Source organism: Mesorhizobium qingshengii (assembly GCF_027563465.1).
GTDB lineage: Bacteria > Pseudomonadota > Alphaproteobacteria > Rhizobiales > Rhizobiaceae > Mesorhizobium > Mesorhizobium qingshengii_A.
Map to the genome: position 1 here is coordinate 65,391 of NZ_JAPFQA010000016.1, position 23,954 is coordinate 89,344.

Here is a 23,954-nt window from a genome sequence, read left to right on the forward strand (position 1 = left end):
GAGCAGCGCCGGAATAGCGGCCTTCGATTGAGCTTCGGTTCGTCGGAGGCTGCAACCCCCTTTGCGTAAGAACTAACCAATTTCGAAATAGGAAAACTCATCATGCCTTCAACAATGGAGGCCGTGGACGTGCTTGCTGCACGCGTCGGCTTCGACAAACCCAGGGTCCGCGCCGTTGCGCGCTCGCTCACTGACGCCGGGCGCCTGCCGCCTGGCGCCCCAGCTAGGTCACCGATGCTCGACATCAGCAATGTTGTGGACCTTCTAATCGGATGCGCAGTCGACGTGCCGTTGCGTGCCGTAGCTGACACCGTTGCGAAGATCAGGGAACTGACGCCCGCTGGCACGCCGATCAGTGCGCTTCCCGCGAGCCTTCAGTACTCAGCCGGCAACTACCTGGACTCGCTCGCCGACCTGGCCGCCGACGGCTCGAAAGACGTGCGTAGGGTGAAACTCGAGTTCGTCGGCAACTGGAACGAAGTCGCTATCCACCAACCCGACGGCACAATCAACCGCTTCGTAGAGCCTGGCGCACTGGCATCAAATTGGCAGCACACCGGCCACCGTCGATCGACCGCGGTGAACGGAGCGGCTTTCGCCGATGCCATCAACGATCTTTTTGGAGCATGAAAATGGGACTTCTTAAAAAGACAGAACCGACCAAGCCGAATGACGTCGCGCAGTCGGCGCCGTTCGCTATGCCGACGCTCGAGGGAACGTCGACCGTCTACACTGATCTGATGACAAAGCAGATCGACCTGACCAGAGCCCGCGGCGAGCTTCAATCCGAAAGGCGGAAACTGGAAAGAGCCATCGAAGAAGACACGACCGTTGCGCTGCGCCCATCGGTTGCCGCCTTGCTTGGCGACGAAGACGACAGCAAATCGCACAGTCTGAAGCGCATTGCAGAAATCCACCGCGCCGTGAATGACATTGATATCGCACTCGACGTCCTGCGCGAACGCATCTCCGTTGAGCGCGGTAAGACCAGTTTGAAGGTCGCGACGGCATGCCGTCCGGAATACGCGCGTCGCGTGGCTGTGCTCGGCCAGGCTCTGCGTGCGGTTCAGGCTGCGCGAGCCGGCTATGACGAGATGGTCGATGAGTTCAGTCGTAATGAGATTTCATGGACTAGCCTCGTACCGCTTCAACCGAACTTTTTGGGCGATGCTCGAGACGGCCATGTGCACCGTTGGTTCCGTGCAGCGAAGGACGCCGGTTATGACGCTTGAACGTACTGACACCTCCCGCGCCAGGACGTTGCGGTCGCGAAAGATCACGATGCCGGACGGCAAGGTCCGCTACGACTCGAAAGATCCTAAGGACATCGCCGCGGAGCTTAGGGCGAAGTCTAGCCTTGGCAAGCGCGAGGCAAAACTGAAGGCGGCGGAGGCTAAAATTGGCCGATAGCAACACCATCTCCGGTTATGCCGTGCGTTTCGGTGACGTCACAACGATCGGCAATTCCTTTCGGGAGAAGATTGCGCCCGGTGCATTCACCGAAACGCTAAAGCGCAATGACACCGTTGCCCTGATTGGCCACGATACCGGCCGTGTGCTCGGCCGTCAGAGTGCTGGCACGTTGACGCTCAGAGAAGATCGCATCGGACTCTGGTTCAGCTTGGACGTCGACACCTCGACGCCATCAGGCCAGGAGGCGCTCGGAACGGTTCGTCGACAGGATGTAAAAGGCTGCTCGTTTGCCGGGCAGTTTCTGGCTGAGGAGTGGCAAGACGGCGGCGACAGACTGCCGCTCCGCACTGTCACCGAGATTGATCTCTACGAGATCACGCTGACAGCATTCCCCGCCTATGAGACAACGGATGCGAGCGTCCGCGCTGCCAACAACGCTGCAGCCGCGCTTCGTCGCAAAGTCGAAGCGGCACACCGGCTACGCGGGATCCGCTGACGTTTATTCGGTCTTTGGCGGCACTTCTTTGATCGTCTGAGTGTCGGCTGTGGTATCGGCCTTCTCGACGCTCGCTGTCTTAATTTGTGCGTCGACAGACGCTGAGGCCTTGGAGTGGAAGGCGCACTCTGCCGAAGCGGCGGACACTGACAGGCCCAATGCGGCAGCGATTGCGAGTAATGTCTTCATTTCGTTCACCCTTCGTTGCTGACGTAGCGTAACCGATCTGCTGCCACTCACAAAATCACGTTTTTGCCTCGCGCGCTTGCACGCACGCGCGGGAAAATCTGCATTAGCGTTATCGCTAGCCTTGGCAGCCGGTCCTAGGGCGGGCGCCCGCCAGGTCGATGATCACCCCCCTATGGGTCAACATTTGAATTGCGGCTGCGCGTACTATGGGCCGGATGCGGTGTCCGAACAAAGCAGCGACGGCTACCCGATCTAGCCCCCAGTGGGGGTGTCTGCATCGCTCCCATCGTCGGAAGCATAAACCGCACGCCCCCCATCGCGCACAATCGTGACGCCCCGAATCGTCCCGTGAACCTGGCAAATCTTGCGCCGCAAGGCTTTGCAATTGCCAATGGTATCCAAAATATACCTAAAACAATAGGAAACCGATGGAAAACCACAAGATTCCGGGCCATCTGGCTCCGGCAACCCGAAAATGGGTGAAGAGCATACTTGCCGATTTCGACCTGGAATCGCAGCACTTCAAGCTACTGGTTAAGGCCGCCGAGGCGCATGATAGAGGCGAGCAGGCGCGAGTAATCATCGATAAGGAAGGCCTGACCGTAAAGGACCGATACGGTACGCCAAAGGCGCACCCAGCCGTGGCAATCGAGCGAGACTGTCGCGTCGCTTTTGCTAGACTTGTTAGAGAGTTGGCACTGGATGGCGTCGAAAGTGCTCCAGAGACGCCGCGGGCGCCGCGAACGGCGGACTATGGGAGTCGCCGATAAATGCCAGTTCGCCGCAGGGTCGATAAGCGCCGCGACGGAATGCCTATCGAGGCGTTACGCCGCGTACGGGCGCTTTGGCAAGTGAAGGAACGAACAGCCGCGGAAGACGAGGAATGCGACAGGCTGGAGGCGGAATGCATTGCGGCTGGTTACGACCCATTGCTCGCATGGTGCTGAACACACCGCGCCCATACAAGCCACCAGCGGGGGGCACTAATGCCGAGAAAGATACGTAAATCCAAGCGTAAGCAAACCGTGTCCGATGCCTGGGTGATCTGGGCTTGTGACGGCGAAATACCGCCTGAGCCAGACCCAAGCCGCGATGGCTGGTTGGAGTTCGAATACTTCCTGACCGACGATGAGCGTCGACTGTGTTGGCAAACGGAAGGCGAGCGCGCCATTATGGCATGGCTTAAGACGAACCCAGCCGGCACGCGTCCCACGAATTGGTGGAAGTATGCGCTGCCCTACGCTGGTGAGCGGCGATACGGTGCGGACCTGGCGTCGCCGTTCTTGGAGGACGAGACGCAGGCCGAATATCTCAAACGGCATGGGTTGCTGTTGAAGGGTGAGCGACCCAGCAACAAACATACCTTGGCAAGTGATGGAATACGGTAATAACTGACTGACATGGATTTGGGATGGTGAATGCGATGGGCGAAGGCAAGCCTCTTGTCGAGGTCGATTGGCGTAAAACCGATCCTGTTAACATTGCCATGATCATGACAGAATACGAAAAGAGATTAGCCGCGAGCCATGATCTCTATTCCGTGCTCGACGACAAGGCACGTTGGTTGTTGACCACCACGATTGCACTTGGATCTGCATTGGCAGCTTATGTATTTTCGCTGGTGGCACCAAATGTGTGCTCCGGCATTTCTGCCACTACGCTTGCAGCGCTCTTTTTCTTATCATCGATCTACGCTGCAATCGCGCTTCAAACACGTAGCTACCTAGTTGGTGCCAGGATTCCGGATGCAATCTCCGAATGGAAGCCGTTGCTAGAGGGAGGAACGGACGAGGCGCTTCTATTCGCAAAAATGCGATTTGAAACTATCGCGAAGGCCATCGCGTTCAATGATGAATCGAACGACCGCAAGGCTGTTTATCTGAAGCGAGCAATATGGTTCGGCTGTTTAGCCGCCCCTGTTGCGGCGCTCCTCTTTATCGCGTGTCATGTCTTTTTGCTCTTCACGGTCCCGGCCGGTATTTGTCCAGCTATCGTCGGGCTTTTCTGAAGACTTGTCAGAGTCCTTGTCCTTGTCGTCGCCGCTCATGCGCCATCCCTCGCGAATATCGTTAGTCAATTAGAACACCGCTGGAGCGCATCGGCAATAGCGGCCAAGCCGCCCCATCTCGACGGTCCTTTTCACAGGAATCCACAACATGAAACCCATCCACCGCGCCCCGGCGCGCCCGCACAGCCATGCCCGCAAACGCGAAGCCGCGCTCCTAGAGGCTCTAGAAAACCACGTCGCATCGTCCGCAACGGCAAGCGTGGTCGACGTTCTCCGCAGCCTCGATTTCAATGACGGCTATATCGCTGCTGCACTCCTGGCCGAAGCCAAGGGCCTCATTCGCGGCATGCCCAACAAAACGCCGTGGGCCGGGTTGCTCAACTCAATGGCGCAGGAGGCCGCTAATGGCCGCATCTAACGACGACCTGCTCATATCGATCAGCACTGACCTGACCGCCGTTAAGCGTCAGCTTAAGCAGCTCACCACTGATATCGGCACCACCACCTCCGGCATCCAAAAACAATTCGACGGTATGGGCAAGGCCATCGATCAGTCGATGACGCCTGTGCAAAAGCGCATTAATGACATGATGGGGATCGCTAGCACGGGCGCCAAACCGCTTAAGGAGTGGAAAGGTGCCCTGGCGGATGCTGCCAGCGGCCTCGAAAAGACCGGGCATGCAGCCGGCGCCACCAGCACATCGATGCAGGCAATGTTGCACAGCATCCGCTCTGTTGGCGAACAGCTCGCACTTGGCGTCTCGCCTGCTCAGGCATTGACCGGGCAGCTTAGCCACCTGTCCTATGTGGCCTCGCAGCCTGGCGGCATAGGCGCCGCGCTGAAGGGCGTTGGCGACATGGCCACTGGCCTAGTCACAAAGTTCCCAGAAGTGGCTGCCGCGGTCGGCGCTGTGGGCTTGGCGTTCGCCGCTTATGAGTTGATGAGCGTCAACGGCGTTAAGACGCTTGACGAGATACTTAAGACCCACGAAGCGAACATTCTGCGCCTTGGCGACGCGTACGACGAGGTGGCAGGCAAGCGTAAGAAGTACGCATCTGACACCGCGCTGACCGTCAACCAACTAAACAAGCAGGGCGCACAGGATGCGGCCGATCTGCTAAGTAAGCAGGCTCTTGACATCCTCGGAAAGGTCGACGCCAACCTAGTTTCGTTTGATAGCGGCGGCCGGTTTGCCGCCTTTGCCGAGCCAATCAAGAAATTGATGGAGGAACTGCGCAACGGCACGCCCGACATTAAGGCGTTCCGCAACTCGATCAATGAGATTGCCAACGCGAATCCGGGCCTCGACGCCAGGCGCCAGGAGATTCTAGGCTTCTCGCAGGCTGCGGCGGATACCGCTGCCCAAATGCCTGACCTGGCGCGGTCTGTGTCGGATGTCACAGACACTGTGAACGCCTTCGCTCTACAGCTCGCCAGCGTCGATTCAAAGCCTTTGCAGAAGGATCTGCAGGACCTTTTCGACAAGGCAAGCGAAGGCAAGCAGCCGATCGACGATATCTTGAACTCGCTGGCAGCGCTCGAGCAGGCGAATCCTAACTTTTCGGGCATTATTGCTGGTTTCGCCGGCATCCTGAAGGCCGCCGCAGATACCGCCGCGGCGCTGGACGCTCTGGGATCCAAGTACTTCGCGAACCAGGGCACACCTACCAACGGAAGGCAGAAGCTTCCTGTCGGGATTCTGCCGGATACCGTCGACGTTGTTCCGACACATGCCAACAAGGAAGACCTCGGCGCAGGATATGACAAGGCGGCCGCTAAGGAAGCGCGGAAGCACAAATTTCACGCGCCCGCCAAAACAGCCGACGACCAGTTTGCGAATGACATCAAGTCGATTCAGGATCGCACTGCAGCGCTAAACGAAGAGTTCAATGCGCTTGGGCTCACCTATGAGGCGCAAACCAAGCGCAAAACGGCACTCGAATTAGAGCAAACTGCCCTCAAACAGGTGCGTGAGGAAGCCCGCAAAAAGGGTGACGTCGATTGGCAGAATGCTCAGCTTACGCCTGCGCAGATCAAGGAAATCGATGACGTTTCAGCCGCGTATGCGAGGCAAGCTGATGCGCTGAAAAAAGCGCAAGAAATGCAAGCACTCCAACGCGACGTGTTGAAAGGTGCGTTTGATGATCTGCGGTCGGCGCTGGAAAGCGGACAACTATCGTGGAAGACGTTTGCTGACATTGCTACCCATGCCCTCGACAAGATCATCGACAAGATCGAAAACGATCTTATCGACTCGATTATGCAGGCGAATAATGCGGGCGGCGGTGGAAGCATCTTCGGGTCACTGCTTGGGCTGCTTACCGGTAGTGGCGGCTCATCATCATTCGGCACGCCTGGCGGTTTCGCCCAGATGCTCGGCATTCCCGGTTACGCCAACGGCACATCAAACCATCCGGGCGGCCTTGCCATCGTCGGCGAGCGCGGCCCTGAGTTGCTCAATCTGCCTCGCGGGTCTCAGGTGATGCCGCGCGTTCCGAGTATCAATGCCGCGGGTGGATCCTCCCAAACCAACAACATCACTTTCGCTCCTGTGATCGACGCACGCGGCGCCCAGAAAGGCGCTGGAGACGAGATCCAGGCTGCGCTTAAGGCGTTTCAAAAGGACTTCACTATGAACACCGTTAAGGCGATCCGAGCCGCCAAAGTTCGGGGCATGATTTGATGGCTACGCGCAGCGAAACGGCACCCGTTAAGCCGCCCGTCTATCTGAAAGACATTGTCGACCCCGCGGTAGTTCAAGCCGTCGAAGACGCTCTCGACGCGCTCATGGCGCGCAAGGCAGATGCCTCGCTTAAAAAATAGGAAATTCCAAATGAGCACGTACAACACCGGGACGGTAACCGTCACGAATGGCAGCGCTGTGGTTACCGGCAGTGGTACCGCGTGGGCTGTCGCCCTTGTTGCGGGCGGCATGTTCTCGTCAGCCGGACTGGCGGTTCCGATCGCTTCTGTAGACTCAAACACACAGATAACGCTGGACTATCCGTGGCCTGGAACCACCGCCAGCGGCGCAGCTTATTCCATAGCGTTGGAGAACGCTGCGGCGGCTGATGTCGTCAGCCTCCAGACCACGCTGTCGCGCGTCCTCGTGACTCTTAGCCTCGCAGGCATCCATCCTGACGCATCAGGCACCATCGCAGAGCGCAACGCGCTTAGCCTGGCTATGGCGGACAAGGGCTATCTGTTCCTGCACGCCGAGATTGGCGTGGCGTTCGCGTTCTATCGCTGGAATGGAACGGCCTGGGAAGGCCCGTTTGCTGTCGCTAATGCTGTGGCTACTGGCGGTGTGTCCAGCCTGGTAGCGGGCGATGGAGTTACTGTCGACAACACCAATCCGGCGATTCCGGTTGTATCGATCGCCAACGATGCAGTCACCAACGCGAAGCTGGCCAACGTCGCGACAGCCACTATCAAAGGGCGCGCTACGGCGTCAACGGGCGACCCAGAAGACCTGACCATCACTCAGGCTATCGACCTAATCACCGGCACGCCCGCTGCTGGCGATATCCTATACCGCGGCGCCTCCGCATGGCAGCGGTTGGCCAAAGGCACCGCACTACAGATGCTGCGTCAGAACACGGCCCTAACGGCTCCGGAGTGGGCCACTGCGCGTGAAGTTCTTACTGCTAACCGGACCTATTATGTTCGGACTACTGGGTCGGATAGCAATACCGGTTTGTCGTCTGGCGCGGCCTTCCTCACTGTCCAAAAAGCCGTCAACGTGGCGCTCTCGCTCGATATGAGCATCTACGCCGTTACGATCGATATTGGTGCCGGCACATTTGCGGAAGGTTCTTTTCTTTCAATACAAGGCAACGGCAACGCCAGAATAACATTACAAGGCGCAAGTTACACTACAACGACAATCAGCGGATCGACGTATGGTGTTCTAGCGACAGGTAGTCTCTCGCTGACTATATTGAATTTAAATATTACTGGTAGTGCTGTTGGCCTTTGGGCACGTTATGGCGCACAGGTATTTCTTGCTGGCAATATGGCGTTTGGCGCAGCTTCGGCTCGTCTAATTGGTTGCGATAACAGCGCGTACATCGAATGCGTTGGTTCTGGCAATAATATTTATTTGGCCGGAAATTCAACTTATGCAATTTTCGTCGGTTCACTAGGTCATGTTCTTGTTGGCAGTAGTGCGAAAATGTTGACTACTGCGGCGCGGACATTTACCGCAACAGTAAGCGCGACAAACGGCGGCGTTCTGGAAATGCAAGGCGCAACTTTTGATGTTACTGCCGGTGCAATAACTGGATCGCGTTACGCGGCTGCTAACGACGGGGTTATTAATACAGGCGGCGGCGGTGCATCATTTATTCCCGGTTCAACAGCCGGAACAGGAACAAACCCCGGAGTAACACCTTATGGTCTTTACGTATGATCGATTATAATCCTACAAATTGGTTCTGGATCGTTGGTGGCGTAGAAGACCGCTACTGGTCGAGCGCTGCGGCGGCTTATATCAGCATGCTGCCAGACGACGCCACGCCAACGCTCATTGCTAGCGAAGATGAGCTAACCGACGTCCTGGCAGCCTACGGGTTGCCGGGACCCGTGGTTCGGATTCCTGATAGGGTATCGCCTGCGCAGGCAGAGATTGCACTTTATCAAGTCGACAACGGTGCACTGCTTGGCAACGTCAACGCTGTTATCGATGCCTTCCCGTATGAGCCTGTTCGAATCTGGTGGCGCAAGGCCAGCTACATCTCGCGCGGCCATGCTTACCTGCAAGCTTTGGCGGCGGAACTAGGGCTGACCGATGGACAGGTTGATGAGCTGTTTGAGGCTGCGGCTAAGTTGTAACGGGTCATATCTTTGGAGCTGAAATCGCATTAGCATAGCGCGGCAGGGGCATGCGAAACCCCTGCACAGCCCCCGTCACCCCAAGGGGCGGCCCGCTGCTGCTGCGAATGGAGCGGCGGGTTTTGTTTGCCTACGTCATAAATTGGCCGGCGCCAGTTTGGGCGGGGGGGCTTAGGGCAAGCGCCGGCCAAGCGGACATTAGGTCCGCCGCAATGGCAATATGCGCGGGCCGGCGGGGTACGCTATGGCGCGATCGCGGAATGGCGGGTAAGTTGGCCCTACTGGCTTAAATACGGCGCACCGGACAGTCGAAACAGGATTTCGCTATAGGGAAGGCGAAGAAGAATTTTCCCTTCCTTTGCGATCGCTCCCGCCATAACGCCTCGACACAGGAGGCTAACGCCGCCTTGTATCCGCTGGCACATAGCGTCTGGACTATCTACCAGATTAGCGTTGATCCCTGCGACCACGACAGTAACCCCGTGTGGTATTGCGCCGATGGGCTGGATCACGATAATCCTAATGCCACCGAGCCAGATACCGAGTACAGCAACCACCGCAACGGCGGCAACCATCCACTTCGTTCCTGTATTACTCATGTCCGAGTCATCACGTAGGATTGTGGCAGTAGCGGCATACCTTCGCCTCGCTTTTGATGAGTTCAGCGCAGCTTGGGCACTTTTTCATCCCGCTGGAGATAGCTCGGCTTTCTAGGGATTCTTGATCCGATCGCATCAAAAGCGAGTGCGGCAGAGCAATGATAAACAACGCTGCTCCGTAAATCCACCATAAGCCGAATGATTTTCCTTTCGATCTAGCGATGGCTGCAGGTATAAGTCCGATAATAGCCGCTATAACAAGAACTTCCAATTTTATCCCCTCCCAATGTCGCGTATTCATCACTTCCATTTGCAAGCGGCGGCGATCTCTGCCGTAACGTCCTCAACGTTCCCAAGATTGAACGTACCGTCCAGTCGATCTTTTTCTTCAACCCGGACCACGAGTTTGACCCCGTTCTTCAGTGACTTGAGGAACGGGATAGCCTCCGAGCCATTCCAAAGACCTGCTGATTTGTAGTTGGTCGACCTCACCCAGACGGTGGTTTTCGCCGGAGACTCACCGATACGGATCGTAACCTTGGGACTATCGGTCATAAACATATTGGTGGCGAGCACCACCGAGGTAATATTCTCTGAGCATCGGGCTAGGAGCCACATCTCACTGTTGCCTATGCCCGATCCCGACGTTTCCGTAGGAGTCAGGCTGGCAACGACTGTAGGGCTATCATCGATAGCGCTTTTTTCCCGCTTGATATCCCATGCGTTAGGCGAAGGCGTTGGGTTTGGCTTATCCACTGCGGCAGTCGGGGATCCCTTTGGGAACACCCGATCGAAGCAGGTCAGCCGCGCCAGAGAATCGGGGATCGCACTGCAGAGGGCGGCGCTAGCGATCTGATCTGCCTGCGGTGCAGCAACCGCCCCAGACACGCAGCCCGCTACACCGGCACAAACAAATATTAGCGATAGCTTGTACTTCATCGTCCCCTCCCGTTCCCATGTCGACAGATGCGCGCGGCGGTAAATGAAGTCAATCGCTCTCGCCGAACTCTTCCTTCAGCATCTTTTTGTGAGACGGGCGCTTGGAGCGCTGGAGTGCTAGCTTTCGAAGCCCCAGCGCGGTTTCTTGTTGTTCTTCTATCCGCGCCTCCTCTTCCAATTGCTTTAGATCGGCCCGCATCTCCTTATCGAAAACCAACAGGCTTTCGATCTCTGCGTCGTCCGGAAGCGGATCGCAAACAAGCCACCATATATCGCGCTCGCCTATCATGGGGACAAAGACGCGACGACGCACTTTAAGTGGATCGTGAATTTCGTCAGCGATTATGTCCCCTACGTCAGGCACAAAGCCGAAACGCTCAATCTCGCAGGTGCGGGAAAGCTGAAGCTCGCCATCTAGCCAAAAGGCGATTTCAATCTGGGGCGGCTCGCCGTTCATCGCGGGCCTCGTTGAAAAACTTGGTCTCGTGATCCCATTGATAGGCGATTTCCTTCAGGTCGTGGTCTTCATCCAGTTGCTCAACCATCAACGCCCAGCCTTTAGCTGCGGAGAGTTCGGTGAGGAAATGCCGACGCGTCACGATGAAATAACGTCTGCCCCACTGATGCTCATCTAGAATGACAGTGTCGCCGCAGGATGGAATGACCCCGTCGAAGTGCTTTGCGCTGTACGTGATCAGGGATTCGAATCCGCCATCCTCATGCCGAGCGTAAAAGCGTACCTCCAAATCATTGCTCACGGTGCGCTAAGCCTGACGCCACTGTGGTTGATGAAATCGACGCCGGCCGCTTCGAGTGCTGCGCGGATGGCGGCGAGGTTGTTCTTGCCAGGCACACGGCGCCCTTTTTCGAAGTCGATGATGACGCCGCGTGACACAGCGGCGGCGCCAGCCAAAACATTCTGATCCATGTCCAGCAGAGCGCGTGCCGCTCTACACTGCCCCGGTGAAATCGACTTTATGTCCAACGTTGGATTCCTTGTTGACATCGCGTTTTATGTTGGACATTATGTCCGACATTGGACACCGGCGCAACGAGGAGAACCAGCATGAACGCCAACGCAGTTAATGAGATCGAGACCCGCGGAAAGTACCTTGGATCGCAAGTTGCGCGGATAGACGAAAGAGGCATCCCGGTTGATTGGCGGCTGGCTATCGACCATGACGACGCGGTAGCCCTAGCCAGGCAACTTGCGGAGGACGCACCCGACCAGCAGTTCGCGGTTTACGACGGCTACCTCGAAGCAAGCTTCGCGCGCGGCTTTGCCTGACCGCTCAGCGCCATCGAAACGAAAGGCCCGCTTCGCGCGGGCTTTTTTCATATCGGCTACATTGGTGCTAGGTGGTTGAGTCTTATCGTTGGAAGGGGTTTAGGAAAGATACACGTACTAAATTACAATATCGTTATTTTACAATTAGATATCGGAATTAAATGTCTCCGCTCACCGAAACCGTCCTCTTTGTCTTCAGCCTTGTGGCGCTCGGCTATCTCGCCGGGTTTACCGGCTATCTGAAGCCGGCCAGCGGCGAGGGGATAGCCGATTTCGCGGTCAGCGTGGCTATGCCGCTGCTCTTGTTCCAGACGATGGTGACGTCCGATTTCCACGGCGTGGCACCGTGGCCCCTGTGGGGTGCGTATTTCACGGCAGTGGCAATCACCTGGGCCGCCGGCCATTTCGTCACCACGAGGATCTTCGGACGGGATGCACGCGCTGGCGTCGTCGGTGGCGTGTCGTCGGCATACTCCAATGTCGTCCTGCTCGGCGCTCCCTTCATTCTTGGCATATTCGGCCCGAGCGGCTTCGAAGTGCTGTCGCTGCTGGTCTCCGTGCACCTGCCAATCATGATGATGGCCTCGATCGTCCTGTTCGAGATGTTCGGCCGGAGCGGTGGCGAACCAGTGCACCCACTGCGCATCATCCGGAGTTTCCTGAGGCGGCTGTTCATCAATCCGCTGATCATCGGCATTCTGGCGGGGCTCGCATGGCGCCTCGGCGGCGCGCCGCTGCCGGACCTTGTCATGCGGCTCGTCAATGCGCTGGCCGATACAGCCGGGCCGGTGGCGCTGTTCGCCATGGGGCTCAGCCTGCGCCGCTTCGGCGTTTCCGGCAATGTACGGCCTGCATTGGCACTTTCGGCGCTGAAGCTGTTCCTGATGCCGGCGCTGGTTCTCGCGCTTGTCTGGTTGCTCGGCCTGCCGCCGTTGACGGCCAAGGTGGCCGTCGTGGTGGCAGCACTGCCGTCGGGCGTCAATTCCTATCTCATCGCCGTCCAGTTCAACACCGGGCAGGCGCTGGCGTCGAACCAGATGACCATCGCCACGGCCTGCGCTGTCGTGACCACCGCTTTCTGGCTGACGGTTGTTGTCCACGTCTTCGGCTAGCGTATGTCGATATTCAGGTGATGCCGGCCTGCGAACGGCGGGCGCCTGCGCTTCCGGTACTCACGTACCCAAAGTACGCTCCGTTCCGGTTCTCGGCCCCAACCATTCTCGGCGCGGCCTGACCTGAATCTCAACATACCCTTGAGCGAAGCATGTCAGCCTGCCCTCGTCACGCGCTGGCCCAACCCCTATATGCCATCTTGCGATTGCTTGCGGGCCTTGCCCTAGGTAAAGAGCAGTGGCCCCGGCGTGCCGGCTTCCATGGCACGGCGCACGCCCAGCGCAGAATTCACAGACCGGCCCGTCAGCGCCGAACGGAGGATAGACCATGCTTCAGAAAACCAGCCATTTCATGCGGCAGGCCAATCTCATCAACGGCGAATGGGTCCAGGCCGACAGCGGCCAGACGGTCGACGTCAACAACCCGGCCACCGGGCTCAAGATCGGCACCGTGCCGAAATCGGGCAAGGCCGAGACCCGCCGCGCCATCGAGGCTGCCGAAGCCGCTTTCAAGTCGTGGCGCAAGACGACCGCGCTCGAGCGCTCGAAGCTGCTTCGCAAGCTGCATGACGCGATGATGGACAATCAGGACGTGCTGGCCGAACTGCTCACCATCGAGCAGGGCAAGTCACTCTTCGAATCGAAGGGTGAGATCGGCTCGGCCGCGGCCTACATCCTGTGGTTCGCCGAGGAAGGCCGCCGCACCTATGGCGACGTCGTGCCCTCGCCATGGGCGGACCGCCGCATCCTGGTGACCAAGGAACCGGTCGGCGTCATCGCCGCCATCACGCCGTGGAACTTCCCGTCCTCGATGCTGGCCCGCAAGCTCGGCCCGGCGCTCGCCGCCGGCTGCACCGCCGTGGTCAAGCCGGCCTCGCAGACGCCTTACTCGGGTCTCGCCTGGGGCGCGCTCGCCGAGGAAGTCGGTTTCCCCAAGGGTGTCATCAACATCCTGACCGGTGCCGCCGGCGAGATCGGCGACGAGATCTGCGCCAACCCGCTGGTCAAGAAGATCACCTTCACCGGGTCGACCGAGGTCGGCAAGATCCTGATCCAGAAGTCTTCCGTCACCGTCAAGAAGGTTTCGATGGAACTCGGCGGCAACGCGCCGTTCATCGTCTTCGACGACGCCGATATCGAGCGCGCCATCGCTGGTGCGATCACCGCCAAATACCGCAACTCAGGCCAGACCTGCGTCTGCACCAACCGCTTCCTGGTTCAGGCCAGCGTCTATGACAAATTTGTCGAAGGGCTTGCAGCGGCCAGCAACGGGCTGAAGGTCGGTTCCGGCCTCGAGGATGGCGTCCAGCAGGGACCGCTTATCGACGTAAAGGCGGTCGAGAAGGTCGAGGAACTGATCGCCGACGCCACCGCCAAGGGCGGCAAGGTCGTCGCCGGCGGCAAGCGCCACGCGCTCGGCGGTTCGTTCTTCCAGCCGACCGTCATCGCCAACGCGACGCCCAAGATGCGCTTCATGAAGGAAGAGATCTTTGGCCCGGTCGCGCCGGTGTTCAAATTCGAGACCGAAGCTGAGGCGATCGCGCTTGCCAACGACACCGAATTTGGCCTCGCCTGCTATTTCTACACTGGCGATCTCGGCCGCGCCTTCCGCGTCATGGAAGGGCTGAAATACGGCATGGTCGGCGTCAATGAAGGCCTCATCACCACGCCGGAAGCGCCGTTCGGCGGCGTCAAGGAATCCGGCCTCGGCAAGGAAGGCGGCCATCAGGGCATCGAGGACTATCTCGACACCAAATATGTCTGCATCGGCGGTCTCGGCCTCTGATAGACTATCCCCCAGGTGGGCAGGCCTGTGACCTGCCTGCCCAGGAGGTGAAAACCAGCCGAAATCCTCTGGATCAACTGGCGTTTGCGGGCATGGCGATGAAGGACGGCGAGGTTTTCGGCACGACGCAGGCAGGTGAGTCGGTGCGTCGCTTCACGATCAGGGGCGGCGGTCTCACCGCCAACATCGTCGGACTTGGCGCGATCATCCAGGATCTGCGCCTGACCGGGCACGATGCACCGCTTGTGCTCGGCTATGACCGTCTGGAAGCGTATGAGACGGATACGGCCTTCTTCGGAGCTGTCGTCGGCCGCTACGCCAATCGCATCCGCGACGGCCGCTTTACCATCGCCGGAAATCGCTACCAGACCGAACGAAACTTCCTCGACAAGCATACGCTGCATGGCGGCTCGCAGGGCTATTCCCACCGGCCGTGGACAGTTTCGCTGCATGGCAGGGATTTCGTCACGCTGACGCTGCACGATCCCGACGGCACGATGGGCTTCCCCGGTGCGCTCGACGTCACCTGCACCTACCGGCTGAAGATCCCCGGCACGCTGAGCGTCGAGCTGACGGCGACCTGCGAGGAGCCGACGTTGTGCAATCTCACCCAGCACTCCTATTTCAACCTCGATGATGGCGGCGCCAGCGACATTCTCGACCACAGGATGATGCTGAATGCCGGCGCCTATCTGCCGGTCGACGGCGACATGATCCCGACCGGCGTGGTCAAGCCGGTTGACGGCACGCCTTTCGATTTCCGCCAGGCACGACCGCTGCGCATGGAGACCGAGGGCGAGCAACTGCCTTACGACCAGAATTTCTGCCTTGCCTCGACGCGCGGACCACTTCGGCAGGCCGCGTGGGTGCAAGCGGCGAGCTCCGGTGTCGAGATGGAGGTCTGGACCACGGAGCCCGGCATCCAGCTCTATACCGGCCAATACGTGACACCGCGCGCGGGGTTGGAAGGGCGGGCTTACAAGGCCTTTTGCGGCTTCTGCCTGGAGCCGCAGGTATGGCCGGATGCACCGAACCGGCCGTATTTTCCGCAGGCGACACTGTGGCCCGGCGAAGCCTATCACCACGTGACCGAGTACCGCTTCCGTCTGCCTTGACCTTAGCCTTCGAACGCCGCTCTCAATATCTCGAACGGTGCCAGCGCGCCGCGCACCTGTACCACGGCGGCGGCGACGCGATGGGCGCGGCGTGTGGCTTCCAACGGGTCATGGCCGGCAAGACGAGCCGCAAGATAGCTGCCATTGAAGGAATCGCCGGCGCCCGTCGTATCGACGGGAGTGGCGACATGGATTGCAGCGACTTCGCGCAGCGTCCCGTTTGCGGCAATCAGCGCCGGGGCTTCGCCATTCTTGACGACGGTTTCGCCGACCAGTCGCCCGATCCGGTCAGCGGTCGCCTGCGGCGCTTTATCATCAAACAGCATCTGCTCGTCGGGGAAGGTCGGCAATGCGATGTCGGTGACGGCAAGCGCTTCGACGATCGCCGCTCGCGCATCCTCGCGCCTGGGCCAGAGCCGTGGCCGGTAGTTTGGGTCGAAGGCGACAGTCGAGCCCGCCGCCCGCGCCTTGGCCACGGCCGCCAGCAATGCGGCGCGCGCGGCATCGTCGAGAATTGCCAAGGTGATTCCGGAAAAGTAGACAAGCGATTGATTTTCAAGGTTTTTCGATAGGGCCGCCGGATCCGAGGCGAGCTGCCGGGCGGCGGCATCGCCGCGCCAGTAGGTGAAGGACCGCTCGGCACCGGTCAGGGTGATCGCGTAGAGACCGGGCCGTGCCCCCTGTATGATCGGGCTGGAGCCGATGCCGATGCCGTTTTCGGCGAAGAAGGCGATCTGGCCTTGCGAGAAGGGATCGTCGCCGAAGGCCGAGACATAGGTTGCCGGCCGATCGCCACTCAACGCATGCAGCGCCCACAGCGTGTTGAACGTGTCGCCGGCAAAGCCCATGCGCCAGTTCGGGCCCGTCTGACCCGACAGTTCGAGCATGCATTCGCCGATCGAGGCAACGCCGTTTCCCGCCATGCACAGTCCTCCAGTGACTCCGGTGCTGTAGCTTTTTGCCACCGGCAGCGCCATGGTTGGCAAGCGGGCTTTTTTCCGCCACAGCGTTTTCCCACAGACTGGCGGGATGCGATCCGCCTGGTAGAACGTTGTCTGCAGAAGAGGAACCGGTTTGGCATCGTTATGGCGTTATCTTCTGGCAGGTCTGGGTCTGGCTGCTTTGCTGGCTGGCATTCTCGCCGTGGTCTACCTGACGGCGCCGCGATCGTCGCGGACTGCCGGTCCGGATGTCTCGCGGACGAAGGCGACCGACAACGGGCTGTTCGTCGCAAGCTTCGCGCCGGAGCGGGGCGTTGTGCGACTGGGCGAACTGGAATCCTGGCTGCTGACCCTGAAGACAAAGGCCGGAGCGCCGGTGGAAGGCGCGGCGATCGCGATCTCCGGCGGCATGCCGCAGCACAATCACGGCCTGCCGACCAGCCCGCAGGCGACCGATTATCTTGGCGACGGGCGCTATCGGATCGAGGGGCTGAAATTCACGATGAGCGGCTGGTGGCAGCTGCATTTCGCCATCTCGGCCACCGCCGGTTCCGACACGGTGCTGTTCAACGTGGTGCTGTGAGCGGCCAATGAAGCGCCTTTCATGTGTTCTGGCGCTGATGGTGGCCGTCATCCTTGCCGGCTGCGGCAAGCCGGATTTTTCCGACGCCGAGAAGCAGACCATCGCCTCGCTGGCGTTGTCGAGGCTGCCGCCGCTCAAACCCGACACCACCAACCGTTTCGCCGACGTGCCGGCGGCCGCGGCACTTGGCTCGACGCTGTTCTTCGACCTGGGGATGAGCCGCGACGGCACCGTGTCGTGCTCGACCTGCCACAAGATCGACCGCCAGTTCCAGGACGACCTGCCGCAAGCGGTGGGCGTCGGCCACACCAACCGGCGCACCATGCCGCTGGCCGGCGTGGCGCGCGATCCATGGTTCTTCTGGGATGGCCGCCGCGACAGCCTGTGGGCGCAAGCGCTGACGCCGCTCGAAAACCCGCTGGAGCAGGCCGGAAACCGCGCCGCCTACGCGCATTACATCAAGGCGCGCTTCGGCGAACGCTATGAGCGCATCTTTGGACCGCTGCCGGATCTTTCCGGCATGCCATTGAACGCCAGCCCGCTTGGAACCGATGCCGAGAAGGTTGCCTGGAACGCGATGAGCGGCGCGCAACGCGACGCGATCAACGGCGTCTACGCCAATATCGGCAAGGCGATCGCCGCTTTCGAGCGTTCGATCGAGCCGGCGCCAACGCGCTTCGACCGCTTTGCGCTGGACCTCGTCACCGGCGCCGAACCGAAAGGCGATGCCGTCTTTTCCAAGGACGAAGTCCTTGGGCTGAAGCTGTTCATCGGCAAGGCCAATTGCGTGACCTGTCACAACGGTCCACGCTTCACCGACAACGGCTTTCACAACACCGGCGTGCCCCCCGTCGCGGGCCTGCCGCCGGATCGCGGACGCATCGATGCGGTGCGCCAAGTCGAGGCCGATCCGTTCAACTGCTTTGGCGCCTATCGCGATGGCGACGTCAGTGCCTGCGGTGAGTTGCGCTTCGTGGTCAAGTCCGCACCGGAACTCATCCGTGCTTACAAGACGCCCTCGTTGCGCGGCGCGGCTACGCGGCCGCCCTACATGCATGCCGGGCAGTTTTCGTCGCTTGACGAGGTTGTGGCGCATTACGCCAAGGCTGCCCCGAGTGTCGAAGGCATGTCAGAGGTCCATCCGCTGGAGCTCTCAGACCGCGAACGCGGGGCGCTGGTGGCCTTCCTGAAGACGTTGTCCGAGTGATCCAGAGCCTGAGCCATCCCGATAGTATCGGGATGGGGCTCTATTTTTCTTTTTATTTGACCATGATCTATTCCGAAAACCGGCTTCCACTTTTCGGGATCATGGTCATCGGTCCTTGACCGTCTCCATCGCCACGAAGGTCGATGTCTGGGCGACATGGGGCAGGGCCGAGATGCGCTCGCCCAGCACGCGGCGATAGGCGGCGATGTCCCGGGTGCGGACTTTCAGCAGATAGTCGAAGCTCGACGCCATCATGTGGCATTGCTCGATCTCCGGCACGGCCTGCACCGATCGATTGAAAGCGTCGAGCGCGGCGGAACGGGTATCGGACAATTTCACCTGGACGAAGGCGACATGGCCTTCGCCCATGCGCTCACGGTCGATGATTGCCTGGTAGCCCCTGATGAAGCCGTCCTTCTCCAGCCGCTTCACCCGCGCCTGCACCGGTGTCTTCGACAGCCCGACCCTTGCCGACAGTTCGGACATCGAAAGCCGGCCATCGCTTGCCAATGCCGACAGGATATTCCTGTCGATGCGGTCCAATTGGTCTTCTGTCATCGAAATTGCAGTCCGTTTTCCGACTTTGAAACGTCATGATAGATAGAATAACCTGCCATGTCGATTTCTTTGGACCGGCTGAAATTTAGCACCTGTGCTAGCTTGCGCCATTCGGTCCGGTGGCCGCCGGCCCGATCCCCTTTGCTCGATCCACGGGACCGCCATGCCAGCCCTCGATGCCATCCGCCAGCAGATCCGCGCCAACTATTTGCCTGACGAAGACGAGGCCGTGAAACGGCTGGCCGAGGCCACAGAGCTTTCGGCCAAGGACCGCAAGGCGGTCTCAGCCCGTGCCGCGGACCTAGTGCGTGCGGTGCGCGGCTCGTCGGATCCCCGGCTGATGGAAGTGTTCCTCTCGGCCTACGGCCTCTCCACCAAGGAAGGCGTGGCGCTGATGTGCCTGGCCGAGGCGCTGCTGCGCGTGCCTGACACCGAGACGATGGATGATCTCATCGCCGACAAGATCGCGCCGCACGACTGGTCGGCGCATTCCGGCGGTTCGAGCTCGATCTTCGTCAACGCCTCGACCTGGGCGCTGATGCTGACCGGGCGTGTCCTGGATGAAGGCGAGGGCGGCATCGAAGGCACGCTGCGCTCGATGGTGCGGCGGTTAGGCGAGCCCGTCATCCGCAAGGCGGTGGCGGCCGCCATGCGCGAGATGGGCGAACAGTTCGTGCTCGGCCGCACCATCGCGGAAGCCGTCAAGCGCGGCCGCCCGATGACGCAAAAGGGCTATCTCTATTCCTTCGACATGCTGGGCGAGGCGGCCCGCACCGAGGCCGACGCGCTTCGCTATCACAAGGCCTATGCCGACGCCATTTCATCGCTCGACGCCGGTTCCAACGGCCCGGATATCCGCCAGAACCACGGCATCTCGGTCAAGCTTTCGGCGCTGCATCCGCGCTACGAGGTGGCGCAGAAGGAGGAGATGCTGCCGGTCATGGCCGAGCGGCTGCTGTCGCTGGCACTCGCAGCCAGACATTCGCGCATGGGCCTCAACATCGACGCCGAGGAGGCCGACCGCCTCGATCTGTCGCTCGATGTCATCGAGCGGGTGCTGGCAGAGCCGGAACTGGCAGGCTGGAATGGTTTTGGTGTTGTCGTCCAGGCCTATGGGCCGCGCGCGGCCTTTACCATCGACTGGCTCCACGCGCTGGCCAAGAAGTATGACCGCAACATCATGGTGCGGCTGGTCAAGGGCGCCTATTGGGATACCGAGATCAAGCGCGCGCAGACGCTTGGGCTCACCGGCTACCCCGTCTTCACCCGCAAGGCCAACACCGACGTCTCCTACATCGCCTGCGCGAAGAAGCTGCTGTCGATGACCGACCGCATCTATCCGCAATTCGCCACCCACAACGCCCACACCGTCGCCGCCATCCTGTCGATGGCCGGGAATCGAGACTCCTTCGAGTTCCAGCGCCTGCATGGCATGGGCGAGGCGCTGCACGAGACGGTGCGGCAGGCAGAAGGCTCACGCTGCCGCATCTATGCCCCGGTCGGCGCGCATTCGGACCTGCTTGCCTATCTGGTCCGCCGGCTGCTGGAGAACGGCGCCAATTCCTCCTTCGTGCATCAGCTGACCGACGAGGACGTCGAGCCGGAGGATATCGCCCGGGATCCGCTCGAGACGGTCGAGAGCCAGGGTCCGGCCGCCAATCCGGCGATCGCCCGCCCTTCCCAGATCTTCGGCACCGGCCGTCGCAATTCGAAGGGTTTTGACATCACTGACACGGTGACGCTGGCGGCGATCGACAAGGCCAGGGCGGCATTCGCAGGGCCGGACCGCTGGCATGCCAAGCCGATCACGCGGGCCGCCGGCTACGGCAAGCAGCGCCCGATCGTCAATCCGGCAAAGCCCGACGAAGTGGTCGGCACGATCAGCGAGGCCGCCGCCAAGCAGGTGGCAACAGCCGTGCGCTTCGCCGTGGAAGCACAGCCGGCATGGGCGAAGCGTCCCGTCGTCGAGCGCGCCGCCATCCTCAACCGCGCCGCCGATCTCTATGAGGCGAATGCCGTCGAGTTTTTCGCGCTCGCCACCCGCGAGGCCGGAAAATCGCTGGCCGACGGCGTTGCCGAGGTGCGCGAAGCGGTGGACTTCCTGCGCTACTACGCCGCCGAGGCGGCCAATGCCGAGATGGGCACGCAAGCGCGTGGCGCCATCATCTGCATTTCGCCGTGGAATTTCCCGCTCGCCATCTTCACCGGTCAGATCGCCGCGGCGCTCGTCACCGGCAATTCGGTCATCGCCAAGCCGGCCGAGCAGACGCCGCTGATCGCCTTCCGGGCCGTCGAACTGCTGCGCGAGGCTGGCGTGCCGGAAGACGTCATCCAGCTTCTGCCCGGCGACGGCCCTTCGGTCGGTGGGCCGCTGACCGCCGATCCGCGCATCGCCGGCGTCTGCTTCACCGGTTCGACCGAGGTTGCGAAGCTGATCGAAAAGCAACTGGCCGAGACCGCCGCACCGGATGCCATGCTGATCGCCGAGACCGGCGGATTGAATGCGATGATCGTCGATTCCACCGCGCTGCCTGAGCAAGCGGTGCGCGACATCCTCGCCTCGGCCTTCCAGAGCGCCGGCCAGCGCTGCTCGGCGCTGCGCGTGCTCTATGTGCAGAAGGACGTCGAGAAGAAGATGCTGGAGATGCTGAAGGGCGCCATGGAAGCGCTCAGCATCGGCGATCCCTGGCACATTTCGACCGATGTCGGCCCGGTCATCGATGACGAGGCGCAAAGCTCGATCCGCGACTATTGCACCAAAATGGGGCTGCAGGGCCGGCTGATCGCCAAGCTCGAGGCACCCAGGGATGGCCGCTTCGTCGCGCCGCATGTTTTCCGGGTCAAGGGCATCGAGGAGATGGAGCGCGAGGTGTTCGGGCCGGTGCTGCATGTCGCGACGTTCGATGCCGACCAGATCGACGCGGTGATCGCCGCGATCAACCGCAAGGGCTATGGCCTGACCTTCGGCCTGCACACCCGCATCGAGGGCCGCGTGCAGCATTTCGTCGACGGCATCCATGCCGGCAACATCTATGTCAACCGCAACCAGATCGGCGCCGTCGTCGGTTCGCAGCCGTTTGGCGGCGAAGGCTTGTCGGGGACCGGGCCGAAGGCCGGTGGCCCGCACTATCTCCGCCGCTTCCGAAAAGGGCCGGAGGCCGGCACGCATCTTGCCGAGGGCCACAAGGTGACGGCGACGGAGCTCGCCGACAATCTGCCCGATCCAATGCTTGGCGGCTGGTCGACGCGGCCCGACCGGGTCGCCATCCTGAGGAAGCATCTGCGGGGCAAGGGCGCGGCGGCCATCGGTGCCGCCGCGGGCATCGATTTCGGCCAGGTCGACCTGCCCGGGCCGACCGGCGAGGCCAACACGCTGTCGCTGTCACCGCGCGGGCGGGTGCTGTGTCTCGGTCCCGATGCCGACACGCTGCTGGCGCAGACCATCCAGGCGCTCGCCGCCGGCAACGCAGTGCTGGCCGTGGCGCCAGGCGCACCGGCGGCACTCTCCGCACTGACCGGCAAAGGCCTGCCCCTGGCCGCCATCGACGGCCGGCCCGATCCGGTCGAGGCGCGCGCGCTGCGTGTCGATGTCGTTGCGTTCTCGGGCACGCCCGAGGCCGCACGCATCGTGCGCAAGGTGATCGCCGAGCGCAGCGGACCGATCGTGCCGCTGGTCAGCGAGGTGCTCAACCCGGCTGCCTACGCGCATGAACGCGCCGTCTGCGTCGACACCACGGCCGCGGGCGGCAATGCCAGCCTGCTTGCCGCGGCATAGAGAGCCGGCGGGTATTCCGCGCCGCAAGGAGAGAAGCCGGCGAACGTAAGGCGTTGCCGACTTGGTGAATTCGGGCAAAGACCAGAAATTCGTTTCCGCTGTAGCCTGCGGAACTGCCGACCGCCTTGGTGCCACGTAGTCTTGCCGACGTCGGATGGTCCGACACCAACCGGGTGTTCCCACTGCCAGATCGCGGTGGTGGCGCCGATCCGGTTGAGGCAAGGACGAGGAGACGAAGATGGCTTCAAGGTCGATCGTATTAGGCTCATTGGCGTTGCTTGGCGGGCTGATTTCTTGCAGCGGCGCCGAGGCCGCCGATTTCGCTTGCTGGCAACCCAACAAGACGCTGTTAGCCGCCGATGAGGCGGGTGAAGGCTACTGGACCAAGGAGCGGCGCGACCGGGCCGTTTCCGAAAACGACGGCGGCAATGTGACCGCACCCAAGCCTGAGGGGCTTGCGGCCACTGCACGAGTCGACGTGACTCAGCCGCCTTATGAATATGGCGGCAAGCTCTTCTACACCCGCGACGGAGTCGACTATACGGCCAGCGCGCAGTTCGTCTCGGAAGACAACGTTCTGCTGGCTGCGGCGCACAGCATGTGGCGCGGTGACAAGCATGCGGTGAACGTCGTGTTTTACCGTGCTTATGAAGACGGCGCCGGGACGAGATTTATCGTCGACCAGGCCGCGGTGCTGACGGATTGGATTCCAATCAGCCCCAATCCACCAAGCGCGGAGAAAAGCGCTCTCGATTATGCTGCGCTGCGCACCACGGCAAATTCAGATGCCGGAAAGTTCGTGCTCAGCCAGGATGGCGGTTTCACCGCCGTCAGCATGATGGGGTATCCCGGCAATTTTGGTGACGGGAAGTACATGTACAAGCAGGACTCGACCAAGCTGGCGCAGGTTGGCGGCACCTATCTAGCCGCGCCAACTGAGTTCGGAACGGGGGCCAGTGGGGGGGCATGGTTCGCGCCTGACAACAGCCTCGTCAGCGTGGTGTCGGCACAGATCGTGCAGGGCAAGACGCTGGCGATGACTGGCCCGGCCTTGACCGCGACCACAGAGGCGATGATCGCCTTCGTGAAGGGTGGGTGCAACTGAGTGAGG

Annotated in this window: 26 protein-coding genes; 20 read left to right on the forward strand and 6 right to left on the reverse strand. The window is 60.8% G+C overall.

Annotated features, from left to right (window positions below; genetic code table 11):
- Positions 1-102: 102 nt before the first annotated feature.
- The 12 genes from OOJ09_RS25905 to OOJ09_RS25955 all read left to right on the forward strand — a co-directional run bounded on the left by OOJ09_RS25905 (position 103) and on the right by OOJ09_RS25955 (position 8,940).
- Positions 103-630, forward strand: coding sequence for a hypothetical protein (locus OOJ09_RS25905; RefSeq protein WP_269907911.1), 528 nt, complete (start codon positions 103-105; stop codon positions 628-630).
- Between the two features lie 2 nt (positions 631-632).
- Entirely contained in the window at positions 633-1,232 is a 600-nt protein-coding gene (locus OOJ09_RS25910; RefSeq protein ID WP_269907912.1) for a hypothetical protein, read from the forward strand.
- Positions 1,222-1,410 (forward strand): hypothetical protein, encoded by a 189-nt coding sequence (locus OOJ09_RS25915; RefSeq protein WP_269906641.1) that lies wholly within the window; start codon positions 1,222-1,224, stop codon positions 1,408-1,410. Before OOJ09_RS25910 ends, OOJ09_RS25915 begins: the two co-directional genes overlap by 11 nt.
- The gene (locus OOJ09_RS25920) at positions 1,400-1,909 is read left to right on the forward strand and encodes an HK97 family phage prohead protease (RefSeq protein ID WP_269907913.1); all 510 of its coding nucleotides are present in this window, start codon (positions 1,400-1,402) and stop codon (positions 1,907-1,909) included. The genes OOJ09_RS25915 and OOJ09_RS25920 overlap by 11 nt, the downstream gene beginning before the upstream one ends.
- 617 nt (positions 1,910-2,526) lie before the next feature.
- A complete protein-coding gene (locus OOJ09_RS32005) occupies positions 2,527-2,868 on the forward strand; it encodes a P27 family phage terminase small subunit (protein ID WP_333474483.1) in 342 nt (113 codons plus the stop codon).
- 216 nt (positions 2,869-3,084) lie between these two features.
- A complete protein-coding gene (locus OOJ09_RS25925; protein WP_269907914.1) occupies positions 3,085-3,486 on the forward strand; it encodes a hypothetical protein in 402 nt (133 codons plus the stop codon).
- Between the two features lie 23 nt (positions 3,487-3,509).
- A complete protein-coding gene (locus OOJ09_RS25930) occupies positions 3,510-4,106 on the forward strand; it encodes a hypothetical protein (RefSeq protein WP_269907915.1) in 597 nt (198 codons plus the stop codon).
- A 148-nt stretch (positions 4,107-4,254) separates the two neighbouring features.
- Complete coding sequence (locus tag OOJ09_RS25935; RefSeq protein WP_269907916.1) at positions 4,255-4,524, forward strand: hypothetical protein; 270 nt, start codon at positions 4,255-4,257, stop codon at positions 4,522-4,524.
- Positions 4,511-6,790, forward strand: a complete 2,280-nt coding sequence (locus tag OOJ09_RS25940; RefSeq protein ID WP_269907917.1) for a hypothetical protein — start codon at positions 4,511-4,513, stop codon at positions 6,788-6,790. The genes OOJ09_RS25935 and OOJ09_RS25940 overlap by 14 nt, the downstream gene beginning before the upstream one ends.
- Entirely contained in the window at positions 6,790-6,930 is a 141-nt protein-coding gene (locus OOJ09_RS25945; protein ID WP_269907918.1) for a hypothetical protein, read from the forward strand. The genes OOJ09_RS25940 and OOJ09_RS25945 overlap by 1 nt, the downstream gene beginning before the upstream one ends.
- A 10-nt stretch (positions 6,931-6,940) precedes the next feature.
- Positions 6,941-8,518, forward strand: coding sequence for a hypothetical protein (locus OOJ09_RS25950; RefSeq protein WP_269907919.1), 1,578 nt, complete (start codon positions 6,941-6,943; stop codon positions 8,516-8,518).
- Positions 8,515-8,940, forward strand: coding sequence for a hypothetical protein (locus OOJ09_RS25955; protein ID WP_269907920.1), 426 nt, complete (start codon positions 8,515-8,517; stop codon positions 8,938-8,940). Before OOJ09_RS25950 ends, OOJ09_RS25955 begins: the two co-directional genes overlap by 4 nt.
- An 899-nt stretch (positions 8,941-9,839) precedes the next feature.
- Here the strand turns inward: OOJ09_RS25955 and OOJ09_RS25960 are convergent.
- The 4 genes from OOJ09_RS25960 to OOJ09_RS25975 are packed head-to-tail and all read right to left on the reverse strand — an operon-like array spanning position 9,840 to position 11,406.
- On the reverse strand, positions 9,840-10,478 hold the full coding sequence (locus OOJ09_RS25960) for a type VI secretion system-associated protein TagO (RefSeq protein WP_269907921.1): 639 nt from the start codon (positions 10,476-10,478) through the stop codon (positions 9,840-9,842).
- Between the two features lie 49 nt (positions 10,479-10,527).
- Positions 10,528-10,935 (reverse strand): hypothetical protein, encoded by a 408-nt coding sequence (locus tag OOJ09_RS25965; protein WP_269907922.1) that lies wholly within the window; start codon positions 10,933-10,935, stop codon positions 10,528-10,530.
- Positions 10,910-11,236, reverse strand: coding sequence for a hypothetical protein (locus OOJ09_RS25970; RefSeq protein ID WP_269907923.1), 327 nt, complete (start codon positions 11,234-11,236; stop codon positions 10,910-10,912). The genes OOJ09_RS25965 and OOJ09_RS25970 overlap by 26 nt, the downstream gene beginning before the upstream one ends.
- Positions 11,233-11,406 (reverse strand): XRE family transcriptional regulator, encoded by a 174-nt coding sequence (locus OOJ09_RS25975; protein WP_333474484.1) that lies wholly within the window; start codon positions 11,404-11,406, stop codon positions 11,233-11,235. The genes OOJ09_RS25970 and OOJ09_RS25975 overlap by 4 nt, the downstream gene beginning before the upstream one ends.
- Before the next feature lie 138 nt (positions 11,407-11,544).
- On the opposite strand from OOJ09_RS25975, the gene OOJ09_RS25980 reads away from it, so the two are divergent.
- From OOJ09_RS25980 to OOJ09_RS25995, 4 genes are all read left to right on the forward strand, one after another.
- Complete coding sequence (locus OOJ09_RS25980; protein WP_269907925.1) at positions 11,545-11,766, forward strand: hypothetical protein; 222 nt, start codon at positions 11,545-11,547, stop codon at positions 11,764-11,766.
- Positions 11,767-11,927: 161 nt separating this feature from the next.
- Entirely contained in the window at positions 11,928-12,878 is a 951-nt protein-coding gene (locus OOJ09_RS25985; RefSeq protein ID WP_269907926.1) for an AEC family transporter, read from the forward strand.
- A gap of 328 nt (positions 12,879-13,206) precedes the next feature.
- On the forward strand, positions 13,207-14,664 hold the full coding sequence (locus OOJ09_RS25990; RefSeq protein ID WP_269907927.1) for an NAD-dependent succinate-semialdehyde dehydrogenase: 1,458 nt from the start codon (positions 13,207-13,209) through the stop codon (positions 14,662-14,664).
- Positions 14,665-14,756: 92 nt separating this feature from the next.
- On the forward strand, positions 14,757-15,779 hold the full coding sequence (locus tag OOJ09_RS25995) for an aldose epimerase family protein (RefSeq protein ID WP_269907928.1): 1,023 nt from the start codon (positions 14,757-14,759) through the stop codon (positions 15,777-15,779).
- A gap of 2 nt (positions 15,780-15,781) precedes the next feature.
- Here the strand turns inward: OOJ09_RS25995 and OOJ09_RS26000 are convergent, their stop codons facing one another.
- Entirely contained in the window at positions 15,782-16,702 is a 921-nt protein-coding gene (locus OOJ09_RS26000; protein WP_269907929.1) for a sugar kinase, read from the reverse strand.
- A 151-nt stretch (positions 16,703-16,853) separates the two neighbouring features.
- On the opposite strand from OOJ09_RS26000, the gene OOJ09_RS26005 reads away from it, so the two are divergent.
- Both OOJ09_RS26005 and OOJ09_RS26010 read left to right on the forward strand, forming a co-directional pair.
- Positions 16,854-17,303, forward strand: coding sequence for a FixH family protein (locus OOJ09_RS26005; protein WP_269907930.1), 450 nt, complete (start codon positions 16,854-16,856; stop codon positions 17,301-17,303).
- A gap of 7 nt (positions 17,304-17,310) precedes the next feature.
- Complete coding sequence (locus OOJ09_RS26010; protein WP_269907931.1) at positions 17,311-18,510, forward strand: cytochrome-c peroxidase; 1,200 nt, start codon at positions 17,311-17,313, stop codon at positions 18,508-18,510.
- 105 nt (positions 18,511-18,615) lie between these two features.
- Here OOJ09_RS26010 and OOJ09_RS26015 read toward each other — a convergent pair whose 3' ends face one another.
- Positions 18,616-19,068: an Lrp/AsnC family transcriptional regulator gene (locus OOJ09_RS26015; protein WP_269907932.1), complete on the reverse strand. Its 453-nt coding sequence runs from the start codon at positions 19,066-19,068 to the stop codon at positions 18,616-18,618.
- 163 nt (positions 19,069-19,231) lie between these two features.
- On the opposite strand from OOJ09_RS26015, the gene putA reads away from it, so the two are divergent.
- Positions 19,232-22,843, forward strand: coding sequence for a bifunctional proline dehydrogenase/L-glutamate gamma-semialdehyde dehydrogenase PutA (putA, locus tag OOJ09_RS26020; RefSeq protein ID WP_269907933.1), 3,612 nt, complete (start codon positions 19,232-19,234; stop codon positions 22,841-22,843).
- A 238-nt stretch (positions 22,844-23,081) separates the two neighbouring features.
- On the forward strand, positions 23,082-23,948 hold the full coding sequence (locus OOJ09_RS26025) for a hypothetical protein (protein WP_269907934.1): 867 nt from the start codon (positions 23,082-23,084) through the stop codon (positions 23,946-23,948).
- The last annotated feature ends 6 nt before the right edge of the window (positions 23,949-23,954 follow it).

Excerpts from the sequence above, each read along its gene's own strand:
- OOJ09_RS25905 (WP_269907911.1), top strand. The coding sequence starts at position 103 with ATGCCTTCAACAATGGAGGCCGTGGACGTGCTTGCTGCACGCGTCGGC.
- OOJ09_RS25910 (WP_269907912.1), top strand. The coding sequence starts at position 633 with ATGGGACTTCTTAAAAAGACAGAACCGACCAAGCCGAATGACGTCGCG.
- OOJ09_RS25915 (WP_269906641.1), top strand. The coding sequence starts at position 1,222 with ATGACGCTTGAACGTACTGACACCTCCCGCGCCAGGACGTTGCGGTCG.
- OOJ09_RS32005 (WP_333474483.1), top strand. The coding sequence starts at position 2,527 with ATGGAAAACCACAAGATTCCGGGCCATCTGGCTCCGGCAACCCGAAAA.
- OOJ09_RS25925 (WP_269907914.1), top strand. The coding sequence starts at position 3,085 with ATGCCGAGAAAGATACGTAAATCCAAGCGTAAGCAAACCGTGTCCGAT.
- OOJ09_RS25930 (WP_269907915.1), top strand. The coding sequence starts at position 3,510 with ATGGTGAATGCGATGGGCGAAGGCAAGCCTCTTGTCGAGGTCGATTGG.
- OOJ09_RS25935 (WP_269907916.1), top strand. The coding sequence starts at position 4,255 with ATGAAACCCATCCACCGCGCCCCGGCGCGCCCGCACAGCCATGCCCGC.
- OOJ09_RS25940 (WP_269907917.1), top strand. The coding sequence starts at position 4,511 with ATGGCCGCATCTAACGACGACCTGCTCATATCGATCAGCACTGACCTG.
- OOJ09_RS25945 (WP_269907918.1), top strand. The coding sequence starts at position 6,790 with ATGGCTACGCGCAGCGAAACGGCACCCGTTAAGCCGCCCGTCTATCTG.
- OOJ09_RS25950 (WP_269907919.1), top strand. The coding sequence starts at position 6,941 with ATGAGCACGTACAACACCGGGACGGTAACCGTCACGAATGGCAGCGCT.
- OOJ09_RS25955 (WP_269907920.1), top strand. The coding sequence starts at position 8,515 with ATGATCGATTATAATCCTACAAATTGGTTCTGGATCGTTGGTGGCGTA.
- OOJ09_RS25960 (WP_269907921.1), bottom strand. The coding sequence starts at position 10,478 with ATGAAGTACAAGCTATCGCTAATATTTGTTTGTGCCGGTGTAGCGGGC.
- OOJ09_RS25965 (WP_269907922.1), bottom strand. The coding sequence starts at position 10,935 with ATGAACGGCGAGCCGCCCCAGATTGAAATCGCCTTTTGGCTAGATGGC.
- OOJ09_RS25975 (WP_333474484.1), bottom strand. The coding sequence starts at position 11,406 with ATGGATCAGAATGTTTTGGCTGGCGCCGCCGCTGTGTCACGCGGCGTC.
- OOJ09_RS25980 (WP_269907925.1), top strand. The coding sequence starts at position 11,545 with ATGAACGCCAACGCAGTTAATGAGATCGAGACCCGCGGAAAGTACCTT.
- OOJ09_RS25985 (WP_269907926.1), top strand. The coding sequence starts at position 11,928 with ATGTCTCCGCTCACCGAAACCGTCCTCTTTGTCTTCAGCCTTGTGGCG.
- OOJ09_RS25990 (WP_269907927.1), top strand. The coding sequence starts at position 13,207 with ATGCTTCAGAAAACCAGCCATTTCATGCGGCAGGCCAATCTCATCAAC.
- OOJ09_RS25995 (WP_269907928.1), top strand. The coding sequence starts at position 14,757 with ATGGCGATGAAGGACGGCGAGGTTTTCGGCACGACGCAGGCAGGTGAG.
- OOJ09_RS26000 (WP_269907929.1), bottom strand. The coding sequence starts at position 16,702 with ATGGCGGGAAACGGCGTTGCCTCGATCGGCGAATGCATGCTCGAACTG.
- OOJ09_RS26010 (WP_269907931.1), top strand. The coding sequence starts at position 17,311 with ATGAAGCGCCTTTCATGTGTTCTGGCGCTGATGGTGGCCGTCATCCTT.
- OOJ09_RS26015 (WP_269907932.1), bottom strand. The coding sequence starts at position 19,068 with ATGACAGAAGACCAATTGGACCGCATCGACAGGAATATCCTGTCGGCA.
- putA (WP_269907933.1), top strand. The coding sequence starts at position 19,232 with ATGCCAGCCCTCGATGCCATCCGCCAGCAGATCCGCGCCAACTATTTG.
- OOJ09_RS26025 (WP_269907934.1), top strand. The coding sequence starts at position 23,082 with ATGGCTTCAAGGTCGATCGTATTAGGCTCATTGGCGTTGCTTGGCGGG.